A 25096-nucleotide genomic window follows, 5' to 3' on the forward strand; every position below is an offset into this window, starting at 1 on the left:
TTCAAGCATCGGCATTGAAGATAGGTAACCAAGTAATTGTAACTCCAATAAATGGATTTCATCCTATTGACAACTAATACTGGAATTGTAGGTTTAACTACTCATGCTTGACGACAAATCTTTCAGCAACTCGATAGATACTCAGCAATTGCTGGATGCTAATAACTGGAACGTTATTGAAACAAAATTTGACCCAAAACAGCTACATCACAAAGAAACAGTTTTTAGCCTGAGTAATGGCTATTTAGGAACACGAGGAAGCTTTGAGGAGGGATATCCCCAAGATAGCGCAGCAACGCTAATTAATGGTGTTTATGATGATGTCAACATTGCTTATACCGAACTGGTAAACTGCCCTAATTGGTTGCCATTGATAGTGACTGTAGCAGGCGATCGCTTTAGTATGGATTCTGGAGAGATTCTCAAATACGAACGTCGCCTAGATTTGCGTTTGGGTTTACTGAGTCGTGATGTGCGTTGGCGCAGTCCCCAAGGCCATACCTTAGATTTACATTTTGAGCGTTTTGCAGGTTTAGCAGATCAACATGTTTTAGCAATTCGTTGTCAAATCACATCTATAGATTTTGACGGGGAAGTTACAATTGAAGCAGGATTTGATGCCGAACCAACAACCGAAGGCATTCCTCATTGGCAAACTTTACACCAAGGGGGCTTAGATCAAATTATTTGGCAACAAAGCAGAACTCTGCACTCCAATATTAACTTGGGGATGGCTGCTAAGTTGGTTGTCGATGGTGATGATCATGCACCTATTTTTGTAGATAATACCTCTGGTTCACCAGTTTTAACCACCACTTTAGAGTGTGCGCCACACCAAACAGTGACTGTAGAAAAGATTGTCACTGTCTTTACTTCTAGGGAATGTACGCTTCCCATTGCCTCAGCTTTATATAGACTAGCCGATGAACCAAGGTATATTACCTTACTAGCAGCACACATTGCTGCCTGGGAGGAAGTCTGGGAAGACAGCGATATTATTATTGAAGGCGATCGCCAAGCGCAGTTAACAGTCCGGTATAATCTTTTTCAAATTCTGGCTGTGGCACCCCGCCTCGACAACCGAGTAAGCATCCCCCCAAAAACCCTCTCTGGTTTTGCTTATCGTGGTCACATCTTTTGGGATACAGAAATTTTCATTCTGCCTTTCCTCACATTTACCCAACCAGCCTTAGCCCGTAACCTACTCACCTACCGCTATCACACCTTACCAGGAGCAAGGCGTAAAGCCCAAGAAGCCGGTTACCAAGGCGCAATGTTTGCCTGGGAAAGCGCCACAACCGGAGATGAAGTCACGCCTCGTTGGGTTCCTGGTGCTAACGGTGAGTTAGTCCGTATTTGGTGCGGTGACATTGAAGTGCATATTACTGCTGATGTCGCCTATGCAGTTTGGCACTATTGGCAAACCACCGACGATGATGAATGGATGCGTGACTATGGCGCAGAAATTATTCTCGATACCGCAGTTTTCTGGGAAAGTCGCGTGCAGTGGAACGCAGAACGCCACAGTTACGATATTTTAGATGTCATCGGCCCTGATGAAAATCATGATCGCGTCGATAATAACGCCTTCACTAACCTCATGGTACAGTGGCATTTACACTCTGCTTTAGCGTTCTGGGACTGGTTCAAGCAAGCTTATCCCGAAAAATCTTCAGAGTTAGTGCAACAACTAAACTTAACTACAGAACGTCTGCATCGTTGGGCAGAAATTCAAGAACGCATATTTGTTAACCAAGATGCAGCCACAGGTTTAATCGAACAATTTGAAGGCTTTTTTGAACTAGAAGATGTGAACCTTGCTGACTACGAACCCCGTACCAAATCTCTGCAAGGTCTATTAGGAATTGAAGCCACCAACCAAAAACAAATTCTCAAGCAGCCAGATGTGTTGATGCTGTTGTACTTGCTGCGTCAGCGCTACGACCATAACACCCTAGCCAGTAACTGGGAATATTACACTCAACGCACCGACCACACCTATGGTTCTTCCCTAGGCCCGGCAATTCATGCAATTTTAGCTTGTGACTTAAATCAACCGCATGAAGCCTACACTCACTTTTTACGAGCAGCTTTAGTAGATTTAGAAGATGTCAGACGCAATGCAGCGGAAGGTATTCACGCCGCCAGTGCTGGAGGAGTTTGGCAGTCTGTAGTCTATGGCTTTGGCGGTGTACGGATGACACAATTTGGCCCTGTGGCTTGTCCCAACTTACCTCCTGGCTGGACACGCCTCAAGTTTCGCTTGCAATGGCGTAACGAATGGTACGACTTCGACTTGTGCCAAGAAACCACAATGGTCGTGGGTACGCCAGAAGTTGCTGTTCCCGCTTTGGTAAATACTAACAGTGGTGTCACCTTAGATTTGGATAGTGTGCTAACAGAGACTTCTGAATTGCATTAATTAATGCAGAGTAAAGCCTGCCTCCGCAGGCTTCCTTACACCCTTGTGTTTCTTGAAAGTTTAGGAGAAAATCAAACTTTTCTATCATTAAATAGTCACAGGTGATTCCACATAAATCGTCGGCTCTTGCAGCTTGAATTCAATCCCATGATTAAACAACTTTTTAGAGATTTTTTCATTTGCTAACTCTAACAACCGTTTACGCAATTGCAGCGAATTTTCACTTGAACCCAAAATAAAAAATGTTACTCTTGTGCGCGTGAACAGATGTTCATCTTGATGATTTAAAAAAGTAATACTAGTACTGCCAGGGTCAATTCCAAACAGAGAATTAGTACTTTCAACAATTACCTGCTGCACTAAAGCTTGTTCTCGTTCTTGCAGGATGTGTAAAAAATCGAGGTAAAGTAGCACCATCACTTTTTTACCACGAGTAATATTCTCGATTTCTAAGTTTGCCAAGATGGAATTAGGGATAATAAATAAGGTACTCTTAGCCGCAGTACGTATTTTGCTTGATCTAATTCCAATTGACTCTACTCTGCCAAACAAACCTTCAGGAATTTGACTAGATTTCTGTAAACGAATATATTCTCCAGGAACAAAGGGTCTATCCAAATACAACACAATAGTTCCCAGCAACTGTTCTAAGGTTTTTTGCGCTGCAAACGCTACAGCTAAACCTCCAATTCCTAACCCAGTTAATAAGCCAACTAAATTAAATTGTTGACTTTGAGCAAAAGCTAAAACGGCAATAAATCCAATAATAACATTTGCCAAAGTCTCAAATACTAAAAGTAATTCATCTACTTCACGACCAAATTTTCTGACTATTTCAATGCCATAGGAACGAAGAAATTGGCGAAATAATCGAGAAGATAGCCATGCAAGGCTAATAATTACAGATAAATCTACAATTGGCGCTAAAAAATTATAGATTGATTTGTAATCTTCAATCCACGCTAAAGATAATGAAATTAAAATTAAAGTCCCAGCAATTCTAAATAAGTTTCTGAGGGGTTCGACGAGATTATTATAAATGCTGGCTACTTGTTGGGGTGCAAATCTTTGAGTAATAATCCTGACGAATGTTGGGGTATATCTCCCTACCAATAAAGACAGAAAAATGAAACCGAGAAATACACCAAATCTAGACAAAGCTAATATTGTGGTTTCACGTTGAAAAAAATTAAGCAGAAATTGGGAAATATTTGTCATTATCTCTAAATTGTAATCGGCGAGTCTACATAAATTGTTGGTTCTTCAATATCAAAAGCAATACCATATTCTTTCAAACACTGAGTCATAGTTTGAGTTGCTAAATCTAAAAGCTGACGGCGCAATTCCATTGAAACATCGCCAGAACCCAAAATAAAGAAAGCTACTTGTGCTTGAGTTTTTTCTATTTCGTCCACATGATTAATATTTTTAAATGTTACTTCTGTATTGCGTGAGTCAATGCCAAAAATATCATTAGTACTATCGAGAATTACTTGACGAATTAAGGCGCGTTCTTCACTACTAATTGCTCGGTAAAATGTCAAATAAAGTATAGACATGACTTTCTTAGCACCAGTGAAGTTCTCAATATTCAATTGAGTCAAAGCACTATTAGGAACTATGATCACAGTACCTTTACCAGAGGTTCTAATGCGTGTGGATCTCAAACCAATAGATTCCACTCTGCCAAAAGTTCCGTCGGGTAGTCCGATATAATCATCAATGACAAATGGACGGTCAAGATAAAGAACAATACCACCGAGAATTTGTTCTAAGGTTTTTTGCGCTGCAAAGGCTACTGCTAAACCACCAATTCCTAAACTTGCTAATAACCCTAATATATTAATTTGATGCGTTTGAGCATAAATCAGAATTGCAATCACAATAATGATGATATTCGCTGCCCACCTTAAAAGAATGAGTAACTCACTACTGATTTTTTGACCACTCTTAAATGCAGCATTTAGTAAATAGAAATCAAAAAAGTTTTTAAATATTTGTGCTGCTAACCAACTACCTGCGATCGCTAAACTTAAACTAATAATAATTTCTAATGAGTTTGTCCAAGAATTATTCGGTAGGACTAAGGCAAAAAACTCACTAATTGCAATTAAAAATACAACAATTAATAAACTTTCATTTGGTTTGAATAACTTTTGATATATATCATCAATTTGGATAAAATTTAACTTATTGAACAATAATCTTGTTAAGGATAAACTTGAACGACCTATAAATAATATACAAATACCAACCACCAGACCAAATAAGCCAATTTGTATTTCTTTATCTGTCATAATTTCCGGCAATAAAACCATCATATTTCCAATAACTAAGTTACCAATGAATCAACTAATTTTCACAGTTGATATTTGCTATTGTAGTGGCACAAGGCCTAAAGTTAATTAGACCTTGCTCATTATTAAATTTTTTGTTGCAGTAGTCTTGTTATTCATTTGTGTGTTGGTAAAATGCTAACCACAAGTAAATACTCGATAGATAGGCTACCGCTAAGATACAGACAGTTCGGATAAACTGAAAGTCATTCATAATATTTAATTACGGGATAAATGTGCGTGAATAGTTTACAAATATAAATTTGTAAACGTTGGAGTTAGCATCCAAATAGCAGGATGCCGTTAAAATGAATTCAAAAGCTTGAATCAAGCACAATGAACTAGGTCATTAATATTGATAAAATGACCAGATAGATGCAAACGTTTTTCCTCAACTCTGTTGAGGTATACGGCTAAACGGTGATGAATTACACTTGCCTTATATTTGACTAGCTTTTCACCCAAGCTTTGCTTGCACTGCTAACCCTAAACTACTGTAAAGTCAGTAGAAATGACTGGATTACCAGTATTTTTTAGCCTATGATATGCAGTCGAATATCGCTACAGTTTTTGTTTGCCCTCATTTTATAATAAACCAGAGAATAATTACCAAATATTTTTTTATTTAGAAAATATTTATTTTGGGAACAATACTAATTAATCGTTAGCCTTAACTAGGCTGAGTAAGCCAAGCTCAGGGAAAGTATTTATTAAAATAATGATAATTATTGAGGATTTTTACTGTAATAACCTTTATTTTTGCTAAATTTAATATTAGTAATTTATGATATTTATGTTATTAATAGTATCTACTAAATTTTATTTATATGTTATTTCTTTTTGTAAAGATATACTTAAAATCTCAACAGCCGTAGTTTAATTAGACTTTTATTCAGCAATTTTACTTTAAATTATTGGCTTCTAAATGTAAAGAAAATTACGACAACAATGGTTATCTTCACTTTGCCAAATTTTCTGCACAGCCCTGTTTAATAGCAACCTAGTGCCTCAATATTGAGTAAAGTATGCGTAGCAAATAAAGAAAAAGAAAAAGAAAATTTTAAGAGTCACCTTAAATAGGCATACTCTACATACTTAAGTGTTAATGTTGTTAATTGACTTAAGATTTTTTCTTTAAATTAAAACGAGCGCGGCAGGGTTCGAACCTGCGGCCGATTGCTTAGAAGGCAATTGCTCTATCCACTGAGCTACGCGCCCAATATAAAATCATGGCTCTGACAAGAGCCATCCATACAATTATATCGTTATCGCCAGCGATAAGCAATCAAAAATTGCGGATTTGCTATGGCAAGGCTAAGATGCTAGTCGAATAAAGCAAATCAGTCATTGATTAGCTATATTGGGTGGTCGAGGCGTGGTTATTTGCGTGTTGGTGTAGATATCCTTTGGGTAGCTTACACTAAGGTGGCTAAAGAGCGATCGCACAGCTTACCTGAATTACACACTAAGTAATCGCACTCTTGGCGATGTAACCAAATCAGATTATAGATCGCATATCCACAAAGCCCCTGTGAGGAGTTATTGTAGCGTGCCATGTTTATTCTCAAACGGCAGGATGTTGAAATATCAAGCATTCAGCACCCAAAAAAGGATCAGCAAGTGCCGATCCTCCATTATCAGGGGCTAACCTTTCGGTTGATTAGTTTATTTAAAGCTAATCAAGAAGAAGAAGCCCGCGCCTTGTGGAGAGATTTGACAGATAATCGCGGCAAAGCTTGTGTCTTGTTAGAAGAACCAGATCGTTTTAGCGTCTGGGGTAAAATCCGCTTAGAGCAGCTAGATGGTGATACTGGTGGTCATAACAAGACGGGAATACTCATCCAAGCCAGTATTTTGCTGTTGCAAGCTGTTCATCTGGATATTGAAGAGTTTTTAGGCGCTAAACAACTAACATTATTTGAAAAAGATTTGGGTGAAGTTTTGCGACAGCAGAAATTTCCTGAAACTTCTTCCCCCGAAGCAGTTAAACACTTAGTGACAATCGATCCCTTAGAAGCAGTTAAACTTCCGGCTTGGCAAGAAAATCATGTGACGACATTTTTGCAAGAACTGCACAAGCTAGGGAAAACCTATTTTGGTAATGCCAACTTTGCCAATAAAGTAGCCGATAGGTTACAGGATATGGCAGAAGGCGAGCGATCGCTATTTATTTCTTGGCTAAATCAATCTTCACTAAGTAAACTGTGGCAATAGCGTGAAAAAGGATGAATTATGAATTATGAAGTCTGAAAAGCTTACTTATATCCTGAATTTTGGCAAAAACAAGCTTTTTCGCGCTAAAAGCGACCAAGGCACACACCAATAAACTCTCACTTTATCCTTCAGACTTCAAACTTCAGACTTCAAACTTCAGACTTCAAACTTCCAGCGTGCATATACATAGTCAATTCTTATGAGTAGCTCATACAACAATTCTCTGCGTTCTAAATCCATTTTCACCAATCGGAACATCATTTTAGCCAGTATTGCCTGGGCTGTGATGGCGCTATTATATTTTTTGTTATTTAGTGCTAAAATTCCAGGAGCCAACGGTGTAGAAAGTCGTGCCGAATGGTATGTAATTGGCACAAATATTTTTGAAGCGTTAGCTTACTTGGGTGCTGGTATTTTATGCTTAAGGAATTGGCGTAGCCCCCAAATCGTCAGTAGTCGAAATGTGTGGTTGGCAATTGCCATTGGTATGCTTTCTTATTTCCTGGGAGGGATATTTTTTGGCTATACAGAAATAATTTTAAAAGAAGAACCAGATGTTTCGATTGGCGATGTATTTTTTGTATTGACTTATATTTCCCTTGGCGTAGGCATGATTTTAGCTGTGGCTTCGAGACGGATTAATTTAGAAAAATGGCAATGGCTGATTGTATCAGCAATAGGAGTGTTTGGCAGTTTGGTGGCATGGTGGATTTCGATGCAACAAACAACGCCAACAGAACTACTGGCTGCAATTTTGAATTGGTTTTATGTAGTTAGTGATGTAGTGCTACTGATTATCGCTACCACATTGCTCTTAGCTTTTTGGGGAGGGCGAGTTGCCCAATCTTGGCGAATGATTGCAGCGGCCGCGTTTTCGCTTTACATTGCAGATATGTGGTTTAAATTCGCGCAAGGGCCTAGTTACCAAAGTGGAGACATATTAGAAGTGTTTTGGGTGTTTAGTGGAGTGCTATTTGGGATGGGCGCAGTCCTAGAACATGACGCATCATTGAGCCGGACTCGCCGGGAGCGTGGACGTAAACGAGCTTAGATTTGGTGTCTACCGTGAGAAAACTAACAGATTCAGACAAACAAGAAATTCTTAAGTTATATCGAGAGACTGCTGAAACGACCTCGACTTTAGCAGAACGTTATGACGTGAGCAACTCAACAATTAGCCGCTTGCTCAAAAGTACCTTACCAGAAGATGAGTACGAATACTTAGTTTCTTTGAAACGAGCCGCTAGAACTCCTGAAGGTAGGGCGCAGGTAAATTACGAGCAGTTGCCTTTGTTGATTCCTAAAGAGCCTGAGATAGAACCACCGAAGAGCGAAAGCAAACCTATAGAGTTGCCCAAGCTCAAGTCTCAGGAACCCATTATCGAGGCAGAACCGCAGCCAGAAGAAGATACGGAAGAATCTAATTCTGGTATTAGAAGGGTGCGGCGGCGTTCCTCGGCGGTGACAGAAAAACCAAAGCCACGATTAATTAAAAAATCAGAGATTCCGCCAGAAGAACAGCCGGAAATTGCCCCCATTTCTAGTCCGATTTTGGATGAGGAACGTCCAAAAGTGACTGTCTTCGCTGAAATGCTGGGCGAAGAATTGCTAGATGAGTCCGAAGATTTAGATGATTTAGAGGAAGACTTAGATGATGAAGATCTAGAAGATGAAGATTATGAGGAGGATGAAGATTACTTTGAAGAGCCAAGACCTTTAGTTACAAGACGCAGATTAGGTGAAGCACCAGTTCAAGTTTTACCATTATCAGCAGCTAATCTGCCGAGAACTTGTTATTTGGTAATTGACCGTTCCGCAGAGCTAATTACTCGACCACTCAAGGATTTTGGTGATTTAGGGCAAATTCCTACTATTGAAACTCAGCAAAGAACGCTGCCGATATTTGATAACCACAGGGTGGCGAAACGCTTCTCAACCAAGCGCGATCGCGTCATTAAAGTTCCCGATAGTAGAATGCTCCATAAGGCTCGGACTCATCTCCAAGCCAAAGGCATCACCAGACTGTTAATTGATGGTCAAGTCTACTCGTTGTCTACCCTTTAACAAAATAGAATCAGGGGACATAAGGAATTAGGAAAAGCACTGTTCCCTGTTCCCTGTTCCCTAATTGTGCGTGTAAACCGCTAAATTAAAACGCTTAGCTAAATTAATAATGTCCTGTTTGCGGGCAATTTGATTAACCCATAGTTGAGGAATACCCTCAATACCGTAGTAAATTCCCGCTAAGCCACCAGTGACAGCCGCAGTTGTATCTGTGTGTCCACCCAAGTTCACAGCTTTTAACACTGCTTCTGCATAAGACGAGCTATTTAACAAACACCATAACGATGCTTCCAGGGTGTCAATAACATAGCCGCCAGATTTAATCTCTTCCATTGGTAAGCTGGCAATTTCGCCACTAAAGATTCTGGAGAAATGTCCCATTTCTCCAAGACATTGTGGGTCAGAATAAATTGTTTGAATTTTTTCTAAGCCTTGAGAATAAGCCGTTGGTAAATTAGCGCCTTGTAGTAGTTCAATGGCGATACTAGTATAAATACCACAGGCCATTTGCGATCGCAGATGAGCATGGGTGATGCAAGACACCTGATGCACCCGAAAAATTAATTCTGGAAAGTCTAAAGTTTTATGGCAATAAGCCATCGGTAAAATTCTCATCAAAGAACCATTACCGTTACTCATTTCGCTGGTTCCCCCAGCCTCTAAGGGTGGAACGCCTTGGTTAATGCGCATAATGGCTGCATGAGTACTCTGACCAATACCAAATATTTCTCCCCTAGGAGTCCAGTAAGCTTGCTTGTACCATCGCCAAAAAGATAAAGCTATAGCATCCAAGGAATATCCTCGACAAAGGCTTTCTGCCAAGCAAAACGTCAGGGAACTATCTTCTGACCAAGTTCCTGGCGGTTGATGCCATGTGCCGTAACCTAGCATCTTCGTGACAGGGGATTTCATGCGTTCAGCGCGTCTGGTAAACTCTACCGGCACACCCAAGGCATCACCGACACATAAACCCATCAAACCAGACAATGTTTGTGTAGCGGTTAGCATTATGCCATCTCCACGAAAATTGCCAAAATTTAACAGCCAGAATACAGACAGCTCTGAATTTTCACGTTATGTGGAAAAACAAATTAGAAACCTAACCCCCCAGCCCCCTTCCCTACGAGGGAAGGGGGAGAAGTCAAAGCCTCTCTCCTCGTAGGAGAGAGGTTTGGAGAGGGTTTTCCAGATACCGTGAAAAGTCAGATCTATAAATCACATCAAACCCTGATAAATTCTGAGTTGTAAATTCTGGCTACTGAATTCTGATGAATTAACTTTATATATTTCTGTCAGAGCTTATTGCTATTACTGCTACAGGCGATTGTTCTACATTAATTGCAATATCAAAACAATCAAATTTAATTGACTTTACTCATACGATGATCACGAGAACAATTAATTGTGAGATTTAGTAGACAATCTTGATAGATAAAAATGGTGTGGTGCTGACACTTTTTAGTCAGAGTTCACCACACCATTTTGGATTTTTGCGTAATTCCTGAATCAGCCGCCCCAAATTTTTTCGGAAACTGTTGTTGGTGAAATATCTGCCACTTTCCCAGAGGGGGATTTAATGGCGAGGAATTTTTCACTTTTTGGTAACAACTTTGCCGGATCTGAGGAGCCGAATAGACCGATAGTATAGGTCTGTACTGCAACACTCAACTGTAATGGCGCACTTTCGGTAGACAACATTAAGTTTGCACCGGCAATCATTGCCGTCAACTTGCCTGTATTATCAGGAGATGTCACCTTAATTTCAGGACAGGATTCTCGGAGCGATCGCACAAATTGTTCATCATCAGCACCTTGAATCACAACTACAGGCATATCTGGCTGCTTAACTTGAAACTCTTGAATAATCGGCTGCCAGTTCTCAACCGGATAGGTTTTATCAGCACCTTTCGCTCGTGATGCTGCATCAACACCTCCATAAATCAAGACGTAGCCTGTTTCATTTACGCCTAGACGTTTTTGTTCATTTTGTGACCATTCAATATCTGGTTTTGGGACATTAACCGCTAACTCTGACACAGATGTTGTTACACCCAATGGTTTTAGCAAATCGTGATACGCCGCCGCTGCATATTGAGATGGATTAAACGGCACAGTATGAGTCAGAAAAACTGCGCCTTTGCCTTGAAAGCCAATACGCATGGGAATCCCTGTTAACCAGAGCATCAGTCCCACTAACCAACTTTGCCCAAAAGCAATGGCAACATCATACTCGCGATCGCGAATTGTGCCTACCAAGTTACCCCAATCTGCTAGACTGTTACGATCTTTATAATCAAAGGTCAGTACCTCGTGAACAGACTTGCTCACCCGGTAGGCAGCCTTTGACTGGGGTTCCGTAACGACATCTATCTGAGCGTTGGGATAAGCACGCTTCAGATCATCTAAAGTCGGAAAGAAGAGAATTTGGTCGCCAATTCCGCCAGGTACAAGGGCTACTACTCGCATAATAATTATTGACGCTTACTCGCTCCTTATTTTAGGGGAATATAGGTATTGGATATTTAACGAAAGTCTGAAGTCTGAAGTCTGAAGTCTGAAATTGTATCTTTGTAGACTGCTGTAACTCCTTTTGAGTCTACGTCAACCTTTATTCTTAATTAATTTTGTAATTGAGGACGCTTGTGTATTTATTAATTCCTGCTGCTGGTGTCGGCAAAAGAATGGGTAGTAACCGTAATAAACTTTTACTTGAGGTACAGTCAAAACCAATTATTGCTTGGACTCTGTTAGCGGCGGAAGCAGCAAGTTCTATCAGTTGGATTGGAATTATTTCTCAACCTAGTGATTGGCCAGATTTTAAAAATATCATTGCTGATTTGCATCTGACTAAACCTGTGGAATTTATTATTGGCGGTGCTACGCGTCAAGAATCGGTGTACAACGGCTTGCAAGCATTACCACAAGCAGCAGAGCAAGTACTAATTCACGACGGCGCTAGATGTTTAGCTACACCGAATTTACTGAATGCTTGTGCAGAAGCAATTCGCCATTGTGCTGGTTTAATTGCTGCCATACCTGTAAAAGACACGATTAAAGTTGTTGATGAAAGTGGCATAATTCAAAGTACACCCGACCGACAGCATCTGTGGGCAGCCCAAACTCCCCAAGGATTTAATGTCCAGTTATTGAAACAATGCCACGCCGAAGGGATTCGTCAAGGTTGGGAAGTGACTGACGATGCAGCTTTATTTGAAAGGTGTGGGATTGAAGTTCGGATTGTTGAGGGTGAGGAGACAAATTTAAAAGTAACCACTCCCCAAGATTTAGCGATCGCAGAATTTATCCTCAGCCACCGAAAAAGAGGATAGGAGGTAGCATTTTTACGCTTCACTTTTAAAGATTACAAATAATTAAGATTTCCTTTGACTTTCGCAACAATAGCTAGTATAATCCCACACACAATTGTTAATTGTCAGTTATCAGTCATCCGTCGTCAGTTAAATGACTATTGACTATTGACCATTGACTATTGACTATTGACCATTGACTAACACCCAATGAAAACAGCCACCGCGACCAAGACAGCGACTAAAATAGAAGCAATTCTCTACTTGAAGGGCAAACCCTTGTCTCTGGGCGAAATAGCCGAGTATGCCGCTTGCGATCGCTCTACTGCGGCAGAAGGCATACTTGAACTGATAGACAGTTATGCCCGTAGAGATAGCGCATTAGAAGTTGTTGAGACCACAGATGGTTATAGTCTGCAACTAAGACCTGATTTTCAAGATTTAGTGCAAACACTGATACCTGTAGAATTGGGAGTAGGCGCATTGAGGAGTTTAGCTGCGATCGCCCTCAATAGTCCTATACTGCAAAGCGATTTAATTAATTTACGTGGCTCAGGTGCGTACCAACACGTTCAAGAATTAGTCGAACTGGGTTTTGTGAAGAAACGTCGAGATAACGAATCGCGCTCCTATTCGCTACAAATAACACCAAAATTTCATCAGTACTTCCAAATCGAGCAACTTCCCCAACCGTTTGATACTAAAGAACAACAGCTAGAACTAAACTTAGCCGTTGAAGACGACATAGAAGAAGTTAAGGACTAGAGGCTAGAAAAAAGACTTTTTTATGTTAGTTTGTGAGTTCTCCCTGTAAAAGCTTGAGAAATTAGCTTGCAAGGAAATGGATGCGTTTCAAAAAAGCGTTGTGAGGAATTTTTATGAAGCGCAGGATTGTTAAAAAAATTGTAATTGGCATTTTATTTTCAACATTATTATTTTGGATAAATGCCACCACCGCTCAGTCGCAGTCTATATCTTTAGAGCCAAATATAGATAGCACAAAAATATTACTAGGAGCGCCAATCAAATATCAACACATTGGCAACGGACAACGGATGAGCAGAATACCAGGAGGAGTAAGAGAGCATTGTTTGTTAGGCGGAGGTAAAAATAGTTTAACTATTTTAGTCCCAGAAAATAATCCTGTACTGACTACTGTTGAACGTCCCAAACTATTTTTATATATTCCCAAAACTGCAAAAACTTCTGTACAAAGATTTGAGTTATTTGTAGAAGATGCTGCTCAAAAAGTAATTTATCAGAAAAAATATAAGGTGAATCAGCAACCAGGCATTTTTAGCCTTGATTTACCTGCTGATAAGAATCAGAAATTATTCAAAATTAGTCAAGAATATAATTGGTATTTAGCAGTGATTTGTCCAGGCCCAGACCGTTCTCGTGATCTGGTTGTGGCTGGAACAGTGAAACAAATCGTTCCTGACAAAGATTTAACTAGTAAGTTAAAAAAAGCTTCTCCAAGAGAACGTGCAGCTTTATATGCTGCCAATGGTATTTGGTACGATAGTCTGGCTATCCTGGCACAGTTACGTCGTCAACGTCCAAATGATGCTGCTTTGCAAACAGATTGGCAAAGTCTTTTAGAGTCAGTCAAATTAGCAAATATCGTCCCAGAGCCTTTATTGGGTGAGCTAGAAATTGAGTGAAAATTATTTAAGTAACCCAACATAATTGCTGCCTAGCTTCCCTACCCCTACTCCCCTGCACCCTTGCACCCCTGCACCCTACCTTCTTGAAGGTAGATCTAAAACCCATACCTGTGGAAAAGGCCCTACTCTTGTACTATGGTTTAGAGTAGAATTAGCAACTAAGCTAAAAAAGACTGCCAATGGTGTTTGATCCTAACTTTTTGAATGACAACTCTGAGGAACACCCGAATCAACTTCTAAGCGAGAACTTTGAGGAAAACCCCAATCAGTTACTCCAGTATTTGCAACATCAGTCGCCTGATGTTCTGGCTCGTGTCGCCCAGTCTGTCAGCCCCGAAATTAAACAAATCATTTCCCAAAACGTCCAAGGGCTGGTGGGGATGCTGCCCGCAGAAAATTTCAACGTGCAAATTACCACAGACCGAGAAAATCTCGCTGGGCTATTAGCATCGGCAATGATGACAGGGTATTTCCTACGGCAGATGGAACAAAGAATGCAGTTAGATTATTTGTCTGACGGCCAATAGTGATAGCAGGGAACAGGAAGCAGGAAATAGGCTTAAGAGTCTTTTGCTGTCAGTGTTTTATGATTAGCTTATTTCCTAATCTACCTGACTGCTGCTATAAGTAATGTCAAAGTCAAAAGTTCATAAACTCTGGACTATTGACTATTGACCATTGACCACTGACTATTTTTTCGGATAAGCTCCTGACTGCACTTTCAAAGTCTGAATTTTTCCACTGCGGTTGATTTCAAGTACGAGGATATCTCCGACTGTGCTGGATTCTACTAGTTTTTGCACTTGGGCAGATGTTTTAACTGGCTTCGTGTTAACTTTTTGAATTACGTCTCCAGGGAGCAGTCCTGCCCGTTTTGCCGGCGAGTCATCTAAGACTCCTTTAATGGCAATGCCGGAATCTTGCTGGATGTTAAGCTTGTTTTCCTGATTAATTTGCTGTTTTTTGGTTGGAGAGAGATCTACCATTTCAATCCCCAAAAAAGGATGATCTACACGCCCCTTAGTAAATAGTTCTTTAGCAACACGGGCGGCAGTTTCAATGGGAATTGCAAAACCTAATCCCTGGGCATCAGCGCGAATAGCTGTATTCACGCCAATTACCTCGCCTTGGGCATTTAGCAAAGGCCCACCAGAATTACCAGGGTTAATAGCCGCATCGGTTTGGATAAAACTAACGCGTTTATCTGGGACACCAACTTGAGCGCTAGTCCGGTCAGTAGCGCTGATAATGCCGATAGTAACAGTGTTATCTAAACCAAGAGGATTGCCAATGGCGATCGCCCACTGTCCAGGAATTAAATTCTGAGAATTGCCCAGCTTGACAGTTGGTAATTGATCACCAGGAATTTTCACAACTGCCACATCTGTAATCGTATCAATGCCCAGCACCTTACCCTCAAAAGTTCGACCATCTTTGAGGGTTACTTGTACTGTATCTGTGTCTGCCACTACATGGGCATTGGTCAGCAATTCACCATTTTCACTCAAAATAAATCCTGACCCTGTACCGCGCTCAATTCGCTCCTGCGGAATTGCTTGTTCCTCTTCACCAAAAAAGCGGCGCAATAAAGGATTTTTTAAAGCTTCCGATATAGGATTTGCCACTTTACGAGTCGCATTGATGCGCACCACCGCGGGGCCGACTTTCTGTACTGCTGTGGCGATAAAATTCACGTTATCGCCGCCAGTAGCTCCAATACTGCCGCCAGGAGCATAAGGAGACACAGATTCTGATGGTAAAGCCACCGTCACATTTTTTAACTCTCGAAACGAGCGATTTTGTATCAGCAGATAGCGACTCCCAAACAAACCTGCACCACCACCAACCAATAGTAAAGATAAATAAATAGCCAGTTGCTTCAAAGATAAATTCATAATAATTACGCTTAAGGAAAGCAATGCAGTTGCTAATTTCTAAGTGTAGTCAAGCAAGTCATAAGTGGACAGATAAATTTCACATACAGTTGCTTAATAAATATTTAAACTAAAAATTTTATTCGAGAGGCTGAGGAGTGCGAAGGATGTAGACACCTTTGAGTTAGCTTCCTCTACGCCCAAGGATAGCTTGCGGGATAGGCTAAAGGCTGAAATTGCCTCTTACCTGGCGGTAACATCAAATCAGAACATATTTTATACTTAAAATTTTTCGCTTTCCCATAGGTAATTTTTCAACTTCAATGTTCTAATTTGTACTTATTATTTTGTGCCATTATTGTTGAAATTCTCGAAATTCCGCAAATATGTGGAGATTCAGAGAATTTGTTGCTACTCAACTGCAACGTTATATAGCCAATTTTTTTGGGAAAAATAATTTTATTAGTAAACGATTATATTCATACACTGTTATGACAATTCCTCTGTTTTTCGGGGATGCGAGGGGAAAGCATGGCTACGCTGACACAAAAGTTCAGATTCCTAGCTGTTTTATAGCTAAAGAAAATTACTTTCAGAGTCAAACCTTACTTGATTGGGCAGTTAGCGATGCTGAGCAATTCCCTATAATCATCAAACAGTTTATGGAAGTATTTAGACGCGATCGCCCGAAAATCTTCAATTGGCTCGGCGCTCAAGCCGCGATTTCACCAGAAAATGCACAGCTTGATCAAAATATACGACTGCAACTGATGCAAAGCGACAACTTAATTGCAGACAATTGGCAACTTACTCTAGATGAGGTGTTTCATGTCCATAGTTAGCCTCAGAAAGATTTTTAACAAAAAAGAGTTGCCTTCGCTGCTTCAGAACTTAGCCTGCCACATTAACAGTGCGATTGATATTGAACTGGCAGACGGCACAAAACTGATGAGTATTGGCGAACAAACAGCAAAAAACCGATATCCAATTGAGGTGTCAGGAGAAAACATCGGTTGGGTTGTTGGAGAAGAACAGACAAACACAGTTGCAACCTTGCTCTCCTTGCTGGCGAAACAAGAAGCCGAGAAAAAAGAACTAGCTAAAGAATTGCTAGAGCGATATCAAGAAATTGATTTGTTTCAAGATATCTCGACACAACTGACAACGAGTTTGGATACACGACAAATTGCCCAACTTGTGCTTCAGGAAATGAGTCAATTAATTGAATCTTCTGCGGGGGTAATTCTGCTCCTCAATCCTGATGCCAAAACCTGTGAAATTATTGCCGAATTTGGGCTGTTTTTTGACCAAAATCAGCCAAACCTAGGCAAAGAAATCATTGACAATATTATGCAATCTGGTCGTGCAGAACTTGTCAATGATGTGCCAGCCGATCCGCGATTATGGGGAGAGAAAAACATTCAAGCGCTGATTTGTGTGCCGTTGCGGGCTAAAGAACGGATACTAGGAGCGATCGCTATTGGCACAAACAAAACCGATGCCTATAAAGCTGAACATCTCAAACTTGTGAGTATCTTTGCCTCACAAACAGCCGTAGCCATTGAAAAAGCTGTGCTTTATGAACACAGCATTCAAGCAACCGCCCAAGCAAAAGCCCAGACAGAAAAGCTGCAACAGGCTCTGCAAGATTTGCAACTAGCTCAAACCCAATTAATTCAAAGTGAGAAAATGTCCAGCTTGGGGCAACTGATTGCTGGAGTTGCCCACGAAATCAACAATCCGGTGAACTTTATTTGCGGTAATTTGCGCTACGTTGACGAATATGCTCAAGATTTGTTGTATCTGCTGCAAGCGTATCAGAAATTCATACCTGTAACTCCCCCAGATTTAGAACCAGAGTTAGACAATATCGATGTGGAGTTCATCATGGAGGATTTGCCCAAACTGCTGGATTCAATGAAACTGGGGAGCGATCGCATCGTCGAAATTGTCAAATCTCTGAAAAACTTCTCCCGTCATGACGAAGCCCAAATGAAAGCCGTCAACATCCACGATGGTATTGACGGCACACTGATGATTCTACGCCATCGCCTCAAAGCCGCTACTCACCGCCCAGAAATTGAAATTATCAAAGACTATACCGAACTTCCTCTAATTGAATGCTATCCCGGACAGTTGAATCAGGTGTTTATGAACATCCTGGCAAATGCCATTGATGCTTTAGAAGAGGCAATCGGGAGTGGGGAAATATCTAGTTCTACTGCCCAAATCACCATTCGTACTCAAAACATAGATAACCAGTGGGTTGTGATTCGCATTGGCGACAACGGCCCAGGTATGAAGGAAGAAATCCTCCGACGCATCTACGATCCCTTTTTCACCACCAAAGAAATTGGCAAGGGAACTGGCTTGGGTATGGCAATCAGTCACCAAATCATTGTCGATAGACACCAAGGAATTCTCAAATGTCGCTCTCAACCAGGTCAAGGCACAGAATTCTGGATTCAAATTCCGGTGAATTGTGCAGTAGAAGAAGCGCAGGAAAGTCAGGATAGTAAAAGTTATACCGCCAAAAGTTCGGCACAACCCATCTTGAGCATCGACCCATCAAATGCCACATCCGATGCAGAAGGCTTCATTGCATCAACAACCCCCATACTCAAACCAACTGAACTGCTGATTCGCCATACTCAACTGATTCGCCGACTTTCGCAGCAAAATCCAGATGTTGGCGCAACTTCACCTGAGCAAATTTACCAGATGTTCCAACGTCACCCCATTTCCTTAAAGCTTTACGCCACCTTGTTGTCTTGGTTCTGTTGCTCTAACCCTACCCAAATCCACCATTAATTCAAAATCCATATCAGGAAACTATAACTATGTCTAGCCAACTTGACGAATTTAACCGTCAGCTTTTAGAAAAATGTCCCGTTGGTCTGGTACTTTGCCGAACAGATGGAACGCTGATTGACATTAACCCTGCCTATGCTGCCATTTTGGGGCGTACTGTTCCAGAAACTCTTAACCTTAACCACTGGCAGATTACTTCTGAAAACTATGTTGCCACCGAGCAAGGCATACTAGATTCCCTAGAACAAACTGGTCGCTACGGCCCTTATGAGAAAGAGTACATTCACAAAGACGGACATTTGGTTCCAGTCAAAATCTCCGCAGTGATGCTTGAAAAAGATGGGGAAAAACTGATTTGGTCAAGTGTGGAGGATATTAGCGACCTCAGAAAAGCTCAACAAGAACGCCAAGAAACCGAAAAAAGTTTGAAACAGAGCGAAGCACGATACCGCTCTTTGGTAAAAACTAACACGCAAATTATCTGGGTTAGCTCACCAGAAGGAATTTGCTTTGAACTTGCAGACTGGATCGCCTACACAGGGCAAACTTTAGCTGAAGCAGAGAATGGAGGCTGGATTGATGCAGTTCATCCTGACGATCGCGGCTACACCGGAGAAGCTTGGGGTATTGCCGTAGCCAACCTCAGCCAATATCAAATTGAATACCGCATTCGCGGCAAAGATGGCAACTATCGCTACTTTTGGGTTTGGGGCGCTCCCGTAATTGAAGATGATGGCAGTGTGCGAGAGTGGATTGGCACTTGTACAGATATTCACGATCGCAAATTGGCAGAAGCCGAAAATCAACGGCTGAAAGAAAAATATAGTACTTTAGTAACTGCTACTTCTCAAATTGTCTGGGGAGCGACAGCAGAAGGGGCAGGGATTAGCAGTGAAATGCTGACTTGGATAGCTTACACAGGCCAAACTGAAGCAGAGGTCGATGGTTGGGGCCGGATCGACGTTGTTCATCCCGATGACCGTCCTCATTCCTTAGAAACTTGGAATACAGCTGTAGCAAATCGAAGTCTCTACCAAACCGAATATCGGATACGTGGCAAGGATGGGATTTACCGTTATTTCTCAGTTTGTGGCGCTCCTGTTTTAGAAGCAGATGGTAGCATTCGAGAATGGATTGGTACTTGCACCGACATACACGATCGCAAATTAGCAGAAGCGGAAAATCAACGTTTATTGGATATGTTGAATCATTCCAGCGATGCGATCATTGTCCGCGACATGAGCGACAAAATTTCCTACTGGAATCAAGGTGCTGAAAGGCTTTACCATTGGACGCGAGAGGAAGTCAAAGACCAATACATTTACACATTTCTCAACAAAATCTTTCCCAAACCAAAAGAAGAAATCACAGCAGAGTTATTACAGCAAGGCAATTGGGAAGGAGAAGTCCAACACATCACCCATGATGACAAATTAATCACTGTGCAGAGCCGATGGACATTGCAACGGGATAGTTCTGGTCAGCCTTGCGCAGTGTTGGAAATTAATACTGATATTACAGCCCGCAAACAAGCAGAAATTGCTCTACGCCAACTCAATCAAGAACTGGAACTCAGAGTTGCCGAACGGACAGCTGCTCTACAAAATACCCTTGCCGAAGCCCAGGGGTTAAATGCAATTTTAGATAACTTAGCGGATGGTTTGTTGGTAGTAGATACCTCAGGACAAATTACCCACTTCAATCCTGCCTTTTTAGCCATGCACGGATTGACAACCAAGGCTCTCAAAGGTAACTATCAAGAACTACCAATATCGGGTTTAGCACATCTAATTGAACAAACTCAATCCCATCCTCAAGAGGTATTTGCTGCCGAAATTGAACTGGCGAAGGAACGCATCGGTCAAGCAGTAGCAACCGCCATCTTTAAGCAGACAGCAGCTAACGAACCTGCTACTTGTTTCGGTTCGGCACTTTTGATTCGGGATGTAACAGCAGAAAAAGAAGTTGACAAAATGAAGACCGATTTTATCTCCACAGTTTCTCACGAACTGCGGACACCTTTAACTTCTGTGTTGGGTTTTGCCTCCATCATTAAAGAAAAGCTCGAAACCGATGTCTTCCCGATGTTGACTAGCGAAGACCGCAAGCTGCAAAAAACAATTAAGCGGGTGGGCGACAATCTCAACATTATTGTGTCGGAAGCAGAACGACTCACGTCGTTGATTAACGATGTTTTAGACATTGCCAAGATGGAAGCTGGGAAAGTGGAATGGCAAATGCAGCCCCTTGATCCTGGTGAGTTACTTGATTGGGCGACGACTTCCACAGCAGCATTGTTTGAAACTAATGGCTTGCAACTGGTGAGTGAGATTGAAACTGGACTACCGCAAATTGTGGGCGATCGCAACCGTCTATTGCAAGTTCTGATCAACCTGATTTCTAATGCTGTTAAATTCACCCAATCCGGTTCTGTTACCTGTCGTGTCAAGCAACAGCACGACGGTGTATGTATCAGCGTCATCGATACAGGTATTGGCATTGCACCAGAAGACCAACCAAAAGTTTTTGAGAAATTCCGCCAAGTTGGCGACACCCTCACCGACAAACCCAAAGGTACAGGACTAGGACTGCCCATCTGTAAACAAATCGTCGAACATCATGGCGGTAGAATCTGGGTTGAGAGTGAACCAGGTAAAGGTAGCACGTTCTCGTTCCTAATTCCCATCTACGCCAGTGACGACAAAACCAATGGACAAATCAATCTAGAGGCCTTGGTTAAACAACTAAAAGAACACGTCATCACCACAAATAAGGTGTTGAACGAAAACCGTAAAACCATTCTGGTAGTAGATGATGATACCAACATTCGAGAATTACTCCGGCAGCAACTAGAAAACGAAGGCTACAAAGTTCGAGAAGCGAAAGACGGTATGGATGCAATTCATCAAATTAAAATTGCCCGTCCCGATTTGATTCTCCTGGATGTGATGATGCCGCAAATTAACGGCTTTGATGTGGCAGCCGTCCTGAAAAATGACCCCCAGACAGCAGATATTCCCATCATCATTCTGTCAATTATTGAAAACAAAGAACGGGGTTACCATATAGGCATCGATCGCTATCTCACCAAGCCCATTAACTCAGAACAACTTTTGAGCGAAATTGGCTTACTACTTTCTCAAGGAACTTCTAGTAAAAAGGTATTAGTTGTTGATCAAAATGCCTCAACCTTAAAAACCATCTCAGATGTACTACAAACTCAGGGATACAGTGTGATTGAAGCCTCCGATCCGCAAGAATGCATCCACAAAGCCCGTTCAGCTAAACCTGACATGATTATCATTGATTCAATCTTTTCTCATGAAACCGACTTGGTGAAAACCCTACGGTTTGAGAAAGATTTAGAAAATGTATTTTTCATCATGTTGTCTGACCGCTAATAACAGAAGGCAGGAGGCAAAAAATTTTAGATTTTAGATTTTGAATTTTGGATTGGTTAATTACAAATCAAAAATTGAATGGGCAGGAGGATGAAATATTTACTTCATCCTTCATTTATAACTCCTAGTAGATTGTTGCCAAGCATGGTAAAGCTTCTAGAGGGTTTTTCTATTTCCAGTTCCCCTCCTACACAAATCATTTTAGGAATTAAATCGGATTGCTTTATGACTCAAAAAATTCTCATTGTAGATGATGAACCTAACATTGTAATTTTAATGGAACAAGCTCTAGAAGCATTAGAAGATGAGGGGGTAGAACTTTTAACTGCTAGAAATGGAGAAGAAGCCCTCGAAACTATTAAAACTGAAAAACCAAACTTAGTTTTTCTTGATGTGATGATGCCTAAAATGAGTGGTTTGGAAGTTTGTCAGATAGTTAAACATGACCTAAAACTGAATGATATATACATTGTGATGTTGACAGCAAAGGGACAAGAATTTGATAAGCAAAAAGGAATTGATGTTGGTGCTGACTTATATCTAACCAAACCATTTCGACCTAAAGAAGTGTTGGAAAAATCAATGCAGGTGTTAGGTTTTTGAATACAAAATTACAACAGAAAACCTTTTTTAAGCAGTTTATTAACACTTTTTACTAGTTTAAACAAAGAATGTAACAAGTTCAGATATTAGGGGCGTACAGATGTGCGCCCCTACTTTATCTTTATGCTGGAAACAATTGCGATCGCCTGAAACTAAACAGGCTGGGGTTTGAGTAAATCTGTCTTGGTGACAAACTCGTTAAAGGGTGTTGGTAGCTGCTGCGGTATAGCGATTTGAGAAGTTTGCAGTGGTAAGCGGGGGAAAAGTAATTCAGCTACACGATAAGCTTCTTCTAAATGGGGATAGCCGGAAAATACGAAGGTATCAATTCCTAAATCGGCATATTCTAGCATTCTCGCTGCTATTGTGTCTGGATCTCCGACTAAGGCTGTACCTGCACCACCCCGCACTAAGCCTACACCAGACCATAAATTAGGACTGATTTCTAAGTTTTGGCGGCTACCGTTGTGTAGCTGCGCCATACGGCGTTGCCCTTCTGATTCTGACTGGGAGAAGCGTTTTTGAGCAGATGCAATTGTGTCATCATCTAGATATTTGATCAGTTCGTTAGCTGCATCCCAAGCTTTTTGAGTGGTTTCCCGGACAATAACGTGCATCCTGATACCGAAGCGCACTGTTCTCCCTTGTTCTGCGGCTAGTTGGCGGACTTTACTAATTTTTTCGGCTACTTGTGCTGGTGGTTCGCCCCAAGTTAAATAGACATCAATGTGTTTGGCGGCTACTTGCAAAGCCGCATCGGAAGAACCACCAAAATATAAGGTGGGGTAAGGTTTTTGTATTGGGGGGAATTGTAATTTCGCACTCTCAACTTGCAAGTGGCGACCATTGAATGTTACTTCATCACCTTGCATGAGCGATCGCCAAATTGTTAAAAATTCATCAGTCAGTTCATAACGCTGATCATGGTCTAAAAAAATGCCATCTTTGGCTAATTCTTTAGAGTCGCCACCAGTCACCACGTTTAAAATAATTCGACCGTTAGAAAGTTGGTCAAAGGTAGCAGCCATCCTCACTGATAGTGAAGGTGACATAATCGCTGGACGAAAGGCAACTAAAAATCGTAAGCATTGTGTAACCGGAATCAAAGAAGCAGCAACAATCCATGTATCCTGCTTTTGTCCAGTACCAATTAACATCCCGCCATAGCCTAATTTATCTACAGCTTGGGCTATTTGCTGCATATATGGATAATTGGCTTGTCGTCTGCCAATTGTTGTGCCTAAATAGCGTTCATCGCCTTGAGTCGGTAAATACCAAAATATTTCCATAATCTTATCTCTGGCTAATAGTTTTTGGTGTTATCGCTGCATATTGTTCGGTAGTTAGCATTGCGTCTTTCACATCAATGCGTTTCGGAATTACTTTTTCTTGGGCAAACAAATCAGCAATTTTCTGTTGACCTTCCATGATTTCTGGTGTGATTGGTCTTAAGCCGTAAGTACGCCTTTTAATCATTGTGCTTAAAATGTCTTGATCCAATTTGAGGTAAGGCGCAGTTATTTTTACAACTTCATCTGTATTCTGTTCTGCCCATTTACCGACATTATTTATTTCATCTAGAATTACTCGTACTAACTCTGGATTTTCAGTTGCAAATTTGCGTGATGCCATGTAATATCCACCTTGAGTAGCAATCCCACTTGCATCTCTTAAAACTCTGGCATTGGCAACTTTTTGGGCTGATGCTAAGTAGGGATCCCAAGTTACCCAAGCTTCGATTTTTCCTTGAATAAATGCAGCACGAGCTTCTGTCGGCGGCAAACTAATTGCTTGAATATCACTATATTTCAAACCACCTTCTTCCAAAGCTTTAATTAATAAGTAATGAGAAGCAGAACCCTTTTGAAAAACTACTTTTTTACCTTTCAGATCTGCTAATGTTTTAATTGAAGAATCGTTTGGAACGATAATTCCACTTCCTTGACCATTCCCCGGCTTATTGCTGGCAATGTATACTAACTCTGTGCCAGCAGCTTGAGCAAATATCGGCGGAGTTTCACCTACAGAACCTATATCAACTCTACCAACATTCATCGCTTCCATTAATTGTGGCCCTGCGGCAAATTGCGCCCAGTCTACAGTAACGCCCAGGGGTTGTAAGCGTTTTTCTAATACTCCTCGAAGTCTGACTAAATCACCTGAACTTTGATAGCCCATGTGAACTACTTTGGCGGTAAAACCTGTGGTTTTATTCTCCGATTTTGGGGTATCAACTGAGCAACTAACTAAGGTTGTAGAAATGCTAAATATTCCAGGAAGTATAAAAAGAGAAACACGCTGAAAAATATTGATTTTTGTTTGTTTTACTGCTGTTACCATGTTTTTGCAAGTATTCGTAAAAAGGTAGACACGACAAATTAAAGCCAGTGAAATCT

20 protein-coding genes and 1 tRNA gene are annotated in these 25096 nt (G+C 41.1%); 12 read left to right on the forward strand and 9 right to left on the reverse strand.

Annotated elements, in window-relative coordinates; translation table 11 throughout:
- The first annotated feature begins 103 nt into the window (after positions 1–103).
- Positions 104–2422, forward strand: a complete 2319-nt coding sequence (locus tag ACMX3D_RS13925) for a glycoside hydrolase family 65 protein (RefSeq protein WP_482751989.1) — start codon at positions 104–106, stop codon at positions 2420–2422.
- 87 nt (positions 2423–2509) lie between these two features.
- Here the strand turns inward: ACMX3D_RS13925 and ACMX3D_RS13930 are convergent, their stop codons facing one another.
- The 4 genes from ACMX3D_RS13930 to ACMX3D_RS13945 form a co-directional block, all read right to left on the reverse strand.
- Positions 2510–3640, reverse strand: coding sequence for a mechanosensitive ion channel family protein (locus ACMX3D_RS13930; RefSeq protein ID WP_482751990.1), 1131 nt, complete (start codon positions 3638–3640; stop codon positions 2510–2512).
- Positions 3641–3645: 5 nt separating this feature from the next.
- Complete coding sequence (locus tag ACMX3D_RS13935; RefSeq protein ID WP_482751991.1) at positions 3646–4743, reverse strand: mechanosensitive ion channel family protein; 1098 nt, start codon at positions 4741–4743, stop codon at positions 3646–3648.
- 1160 nt (positions 4744–5903) lie between these two features.
- A tRNA-Arg gene (locus ACMX3D_RS13940) sits at positions 5904–5976 on the reverse strand.
- A gap of 197 nt (positions 5977–6173) precedes the next feature.
- A complete protein-coding gene (locus ACMX3D_RS13945) occupies positions 6174–6314 on the reverse strand; it encodes a hypothetical protein (protein ID WP_482751992.1) in 141 nt (46 codons plus the stop codon).
- Between ACMX3D_RS13945 and ACMX3D_RS13950 the strand changes: the two genes are divergently transcribed.
- The 3 genes from ACMX3D_RS13950 to ACMX3D_RS13960 all read left to right on the forward strand — a co-directional run bounded on the left by ACMX3D_RS13950 (position 6313) and on the right by ACMX3D_RS13960 (position 9036).
- Positions 6313–6972 carry an Npun_F0813 family protein gene (locus ACMX3D_RS13950; RefSeq protein ID WP_482751993.1) on the forward strand — a complete coding sequence of 220 codons (660 nt, stop codon included), beginning with the start codon at positions 6313–6315 and terminating at the stop codon, positions 6970–6972. The genes ACMX3D_RS13945 and ACMX3D_RS13950 overlap by 2 nt on opposite strands.
- A 199-nt stretch (positions 6973–7171) precedes the next feature.
- Entirely contained in the window at positions 7172–8023 is an 852-nt protein-coding gene (locus tag ACMX3D_RS13955; RefSeq protein ID WP_482751994.1) for a hypothetical protein, read from the forward strand.
- Between the two features lie 14 nt (positions 8024–8037).
- Positions 8038–9036 carry a transposase gene (locus ACMX3D_RS13960; RefSeq protein ID WP_482752339.1) on the forward strand — a complete coding sequence of 333 codons (999 nt, stop codon included), beginning with the start codon at positions 8038–8040 and terminating at the stop codon, positions 9034–9036.
- Between the two features lie 60 nt (positions 9037–9096).
- On the opposite strand, the gene ACMX3D_RS13965 is transcribed toward ACMX3D_RS13960, so the two are convergent.
- Positions 9097–10044 carry an ADP-ribosylglycohydrolase family protein gene (locus ACMX3D_RS13965; RefSeq protein ID WP_482751995.1) on the reverse strand — a complete coding sequence of 316 codons (948 nt, stop codon included), beginning with the start codon at positions 10042–10044 and terminating at the stop codon, positions 9097–9099.
- 498 nt (positions 10045–10542) lie between these two features.
- Positions 10543–11502 (reverse strand): glycosyltransferase family 9 protein, encoded by a 960-nt coding sequence (locus ACMX3D_RS13970; protein WP_482751996.1) that lies wholly within the window; start codon positions 11500–11502, stop codon positions 10543–10545.
- A 176-nt stretch (positions 11503–11678) separates the two neighbouring features.
- Between ACMX3D_RS13970 and ispD the strand changes: the two genes are divergently transcribed.
- The 4 genes from ispD to ACMX3D_RS13990 all read left to right on the forward strand — a co-directional run bounded on the left by ispD (position 11679) and on the right by ACMX3D_RS13990 (position 14538).
- Complete coding sequence (gene ispD, locus ACMX3D_RS13975) at positions 11679–12365, forward strand: 2-C-methyl-D-erythritol 4-phosphate cytidylyltransferase (RefSeq protein WP_482751997.1); 687 nt, start codon at positions 11679–11681, stop codon at positions 12363–12365.
- 189 nt (positions 12366–12554) lie between these two features.
- Positions 12555–13109: an SMC-Scp complex subunit ScpB gene (gene scpB, locus ACMX3D_RS13980; RefSeq protein ID WP_482751998.1), complete on the forward strand. Its 555-nt coding sequence runs from the start codon at positions 12555–12557 to the stop codon at positions 13107–13109.
- Positions 13110–13222: 113 nt separating this feature from the next.
- On the forward strand, positions 13223–14008 hold the full coding sequence (locus tag ACMX3D_RS13985; RefSeq protein ID WP_482751999.1) for a DUF928 domain-containing protein: 786 nt from the start codon (positions 13223–13225) through the stop codon (positions 14006–14008).
- Positions 14009–14190: 182 nt separating this feature from the next.
- The gene (locus tag ACMX3D_RS13990) at positions 14191–14538 is read left to right on the forward strand and encodes a DUF760 domain-containing protein (RefSeq protein WP_190692109.1); all 348 of its coding nucleotides are present in this window, start codon (positions 14191–14193) and stop codon (positions 14536–14538) included.
- Positions 14539–14700: 162 nt separating this feature from the next.
- On the opposite strand, the gene ACMX3D_RS13995 is transcribed toward ACMX3D_RS13990, so the two are convergent.
- Positions 14701–15906, reverse strand: a complete 1206-nt coding sequence (locus tag ACMX3D_RS13995) for an HhoA/HhoB/HtrA family serine endopeptidase (protein WP_482752000.1) — start codon at positions 15904–15906, stop codon at positions 14701–14703.
- Between the two features lie 470 nt (positions 15907–16376).
- Here ACMX3D_RS13995 and ACMX3D_RS14000 point away from each other — a divergent pair, with 470 nt between their 5' ends.
- From ACMX3D_RS14000 to ACMX3D_RS14015, 4 genes are all read left to right on the forward strand, one after another.
- Complete coding sequence (locus ACMX3D_RS14000; RefSeq protein WP_482752001.1) at positions 16377–16727, forward strand: hypothetical protein; 351 nt, start codon at positions 16377–16379, stop codon at positions 16725–16727.
- Positions 16714–18696, forward strand: a complete 1983-nt coding sequence (locus ACMX3D_RS14005; RefSeq protein ID WP_482752002.1) for a sensor histidine kinase — start codon at positions 16714–16716, stop codon at positions 18694–18696. The genes ACMX3D_RS14000 and ACMX3D_RS14005 overlap by 14 nt, the downstream gene beginning before the upstream one ends.
- 29 nt (positions 18697–18725) lie before the next feature.
- Positions 18726–22097 carry a PAS domain S-box protein gene (locus ACMX3D_RS14010; protein ID WP_482752003.1) on the forward strand — a complete coding sequence of 1124 codons (3372 nt, stop codon included), beginning with the start codon at positions 18726–18728 and terminating at the stop codon, positions 22095–22097.
- Between the two features lie 225 nt (positions 22098–22322).
- Complete coding sequence (locus tag ACMX3D_RS14015; RefSeq protein WP_482752004.1) at positions 22323–22700, forward strand: response regulator transcription factor; 378 nt, start codon at positions 22323–22325, stop codon at positions 22698–22700.
- A gap of 152 nt (positions 22701–22852) precedes the next feature.
- On the opposite strand, the gene ssuD is transcribed toward ACMX3D_RS14015, so the two are convergent.
- Positions 22853–23989 (reverse strand): FMNH2-dependent alkanesulfonate monooxygenase, encoded by a 1137-nt coding sequence (gene ssuD / locus ACMX3D_RS14020; protein ID WP_482752005.1) that lies wholly within the window; start codon positions 23987–23989, stop codon positions 22853–22855.
- A gap of 4 nt (positions 23990–23993) precedes the next feature.
- Positions 23994–25040, reverse strand: a complete 1047-nt coding sequence (locus ACMX3D_RS14025; protein WP_482752006.1) for a sulfonate ABC transporter substrate-binding protein — start codon at positions 25038–25040, stop codon at positions 23994–23996.
- Positions 25041–25096 lie beyond the last annotated feature (56 nt).

It is taken from the genome of Anabaena sp. TISTR 8404, from assembly GCF_056847745.1.

Excerpts from the sequence above, each read along its gene's own strand:
- ACMX3D_RS13925 (WP_482751989.1), top strand. The coding sequence starts at position 104 with ATGCTTGACGACAAATCTTTCAGCAACTCGATAGATACTCAGCAATTG.
- ACMX3D_RS13930 (WP_482751990.1), bottom strand. The coding sequence starts at position 3,640 with ATGACAAATATTTCCCAATTTCTGCTTAATTTTTTTCAACGTGAAACC.
- ACMX3D_RS13935 (WP_482751991.1), bottom strand. The coding sequence starts at position 4,743 with ATGATGGTTTTATTGCCGGAAATTATGACAGATAAAGAAATACAAATT.
- ACMX3D_RS13950 (WP_482751993.1), top strand. The coding sequence starts at position 6,313 with ATGTTTATTCTCAAACGGCAGGATGTTGAAATATCAAGCATTCAGCAC.
- ACMX3D_RS13945 (WP_482751992.1), bottom strand. The coding sequence starts at position 6,314 with ATGGCACGCTACAATAACTCCTCACAGGGGCTTTGTGGATATGCGATC.
- ACMX3D_RS13955 (WP_482751994.1), top strand. The coding sequence starts at position 7,172 with ATGAGTAGCTCATACAACAATTCTCTGCGTTCTAAATCCATTTTCACC.
- ACMX3D_RS13965 (WP_482751995.1), bottom strand. The coding sequence starts at position 10,044 with ATGCTAACCGCTACACAAACATTGTCTGGTTTGATGGGTTTATGTGTC.
- ACMX3D_RS13970 (WP_482751996.1), bottom strand. The coding sequence starts at position 11,502 with ATGCGAGTAGTAGCCCTTGTACCTGGCGGAATTGGCGACCAAATTCTC.
- scpB (WP_482751998.1), top strand. The coding sequence starts at position 12,555 with ATGAAAACAGCCACCGCGACCAAGACAGCGACTAAAATAGAAGCAATT.
- ACMX3D_RS13985 (WP_482751999.1), top strand. The coding sequence starts at position 13,223 with ATGAAGCGCAGGATTGTTAAAAAAATTGTAATTGGCATTTTATTTTCA.
- ACMX3D_RS13990 (WP_190692109.1), top strand. The coding sequence starts at position 14,191 with ATGGTGTTTGATCCTAACTTTTTGAATGACAACTCTGAGGAACACCCG.
- ACMX3D_RS13995 (WP_482752000.1), bottom strand. The coding sequence starts at position 15,906 with ATGAATTTATCTTTGAAGCAACTGGCTATTTATTTATCTTTACTATTG.
- ACMX3D_RS14000 (WP_482752001.1), top strand. The coding sequence starts at position 16,377 with ATGACAATTCCTCTGTTTTTCGGGGATGCGAGGGGAAAGCATGGCTAC.
- ACMX3D_RS14005 (WP_482752002.1), top strand. The coding sequence starts at position 16,714 with ATGTCCATAGTTAGCCTCAGAAAGATTTTTAACAAAAAAGAGTTGCCT.
- ACMX3D_RS14010 (WP_482752003.1), top strand. The coding sequence starts at position 18,726 with ATGTCTAGCCAACTTGACGAATTTAACCGTCAGCTTTTAGAAAAATGT.
- ACMX3D_RS14015 (WP_482752004.1), top strand. The coding sequence starts at position 22,323 with ATGACTCAAAAAATTCTCATTGTAGATGATGAACCTAACATTGTAATT.
- ssuD (WP_482752005.1), bottom strand. The coding sequence starts at position 23,989 with ATGGAAATATTTTGGTATTTACCGACTCAAGGCGATGAACGCTATTTA.
- ACMX3D_RS14025 (WP_482752006.1), bottom strand. The coding sequence starts at position 25,040 with ATGGTAACAGCAGTAAAACAAACAAAAATCAATATTTTTCAGCGTGTT.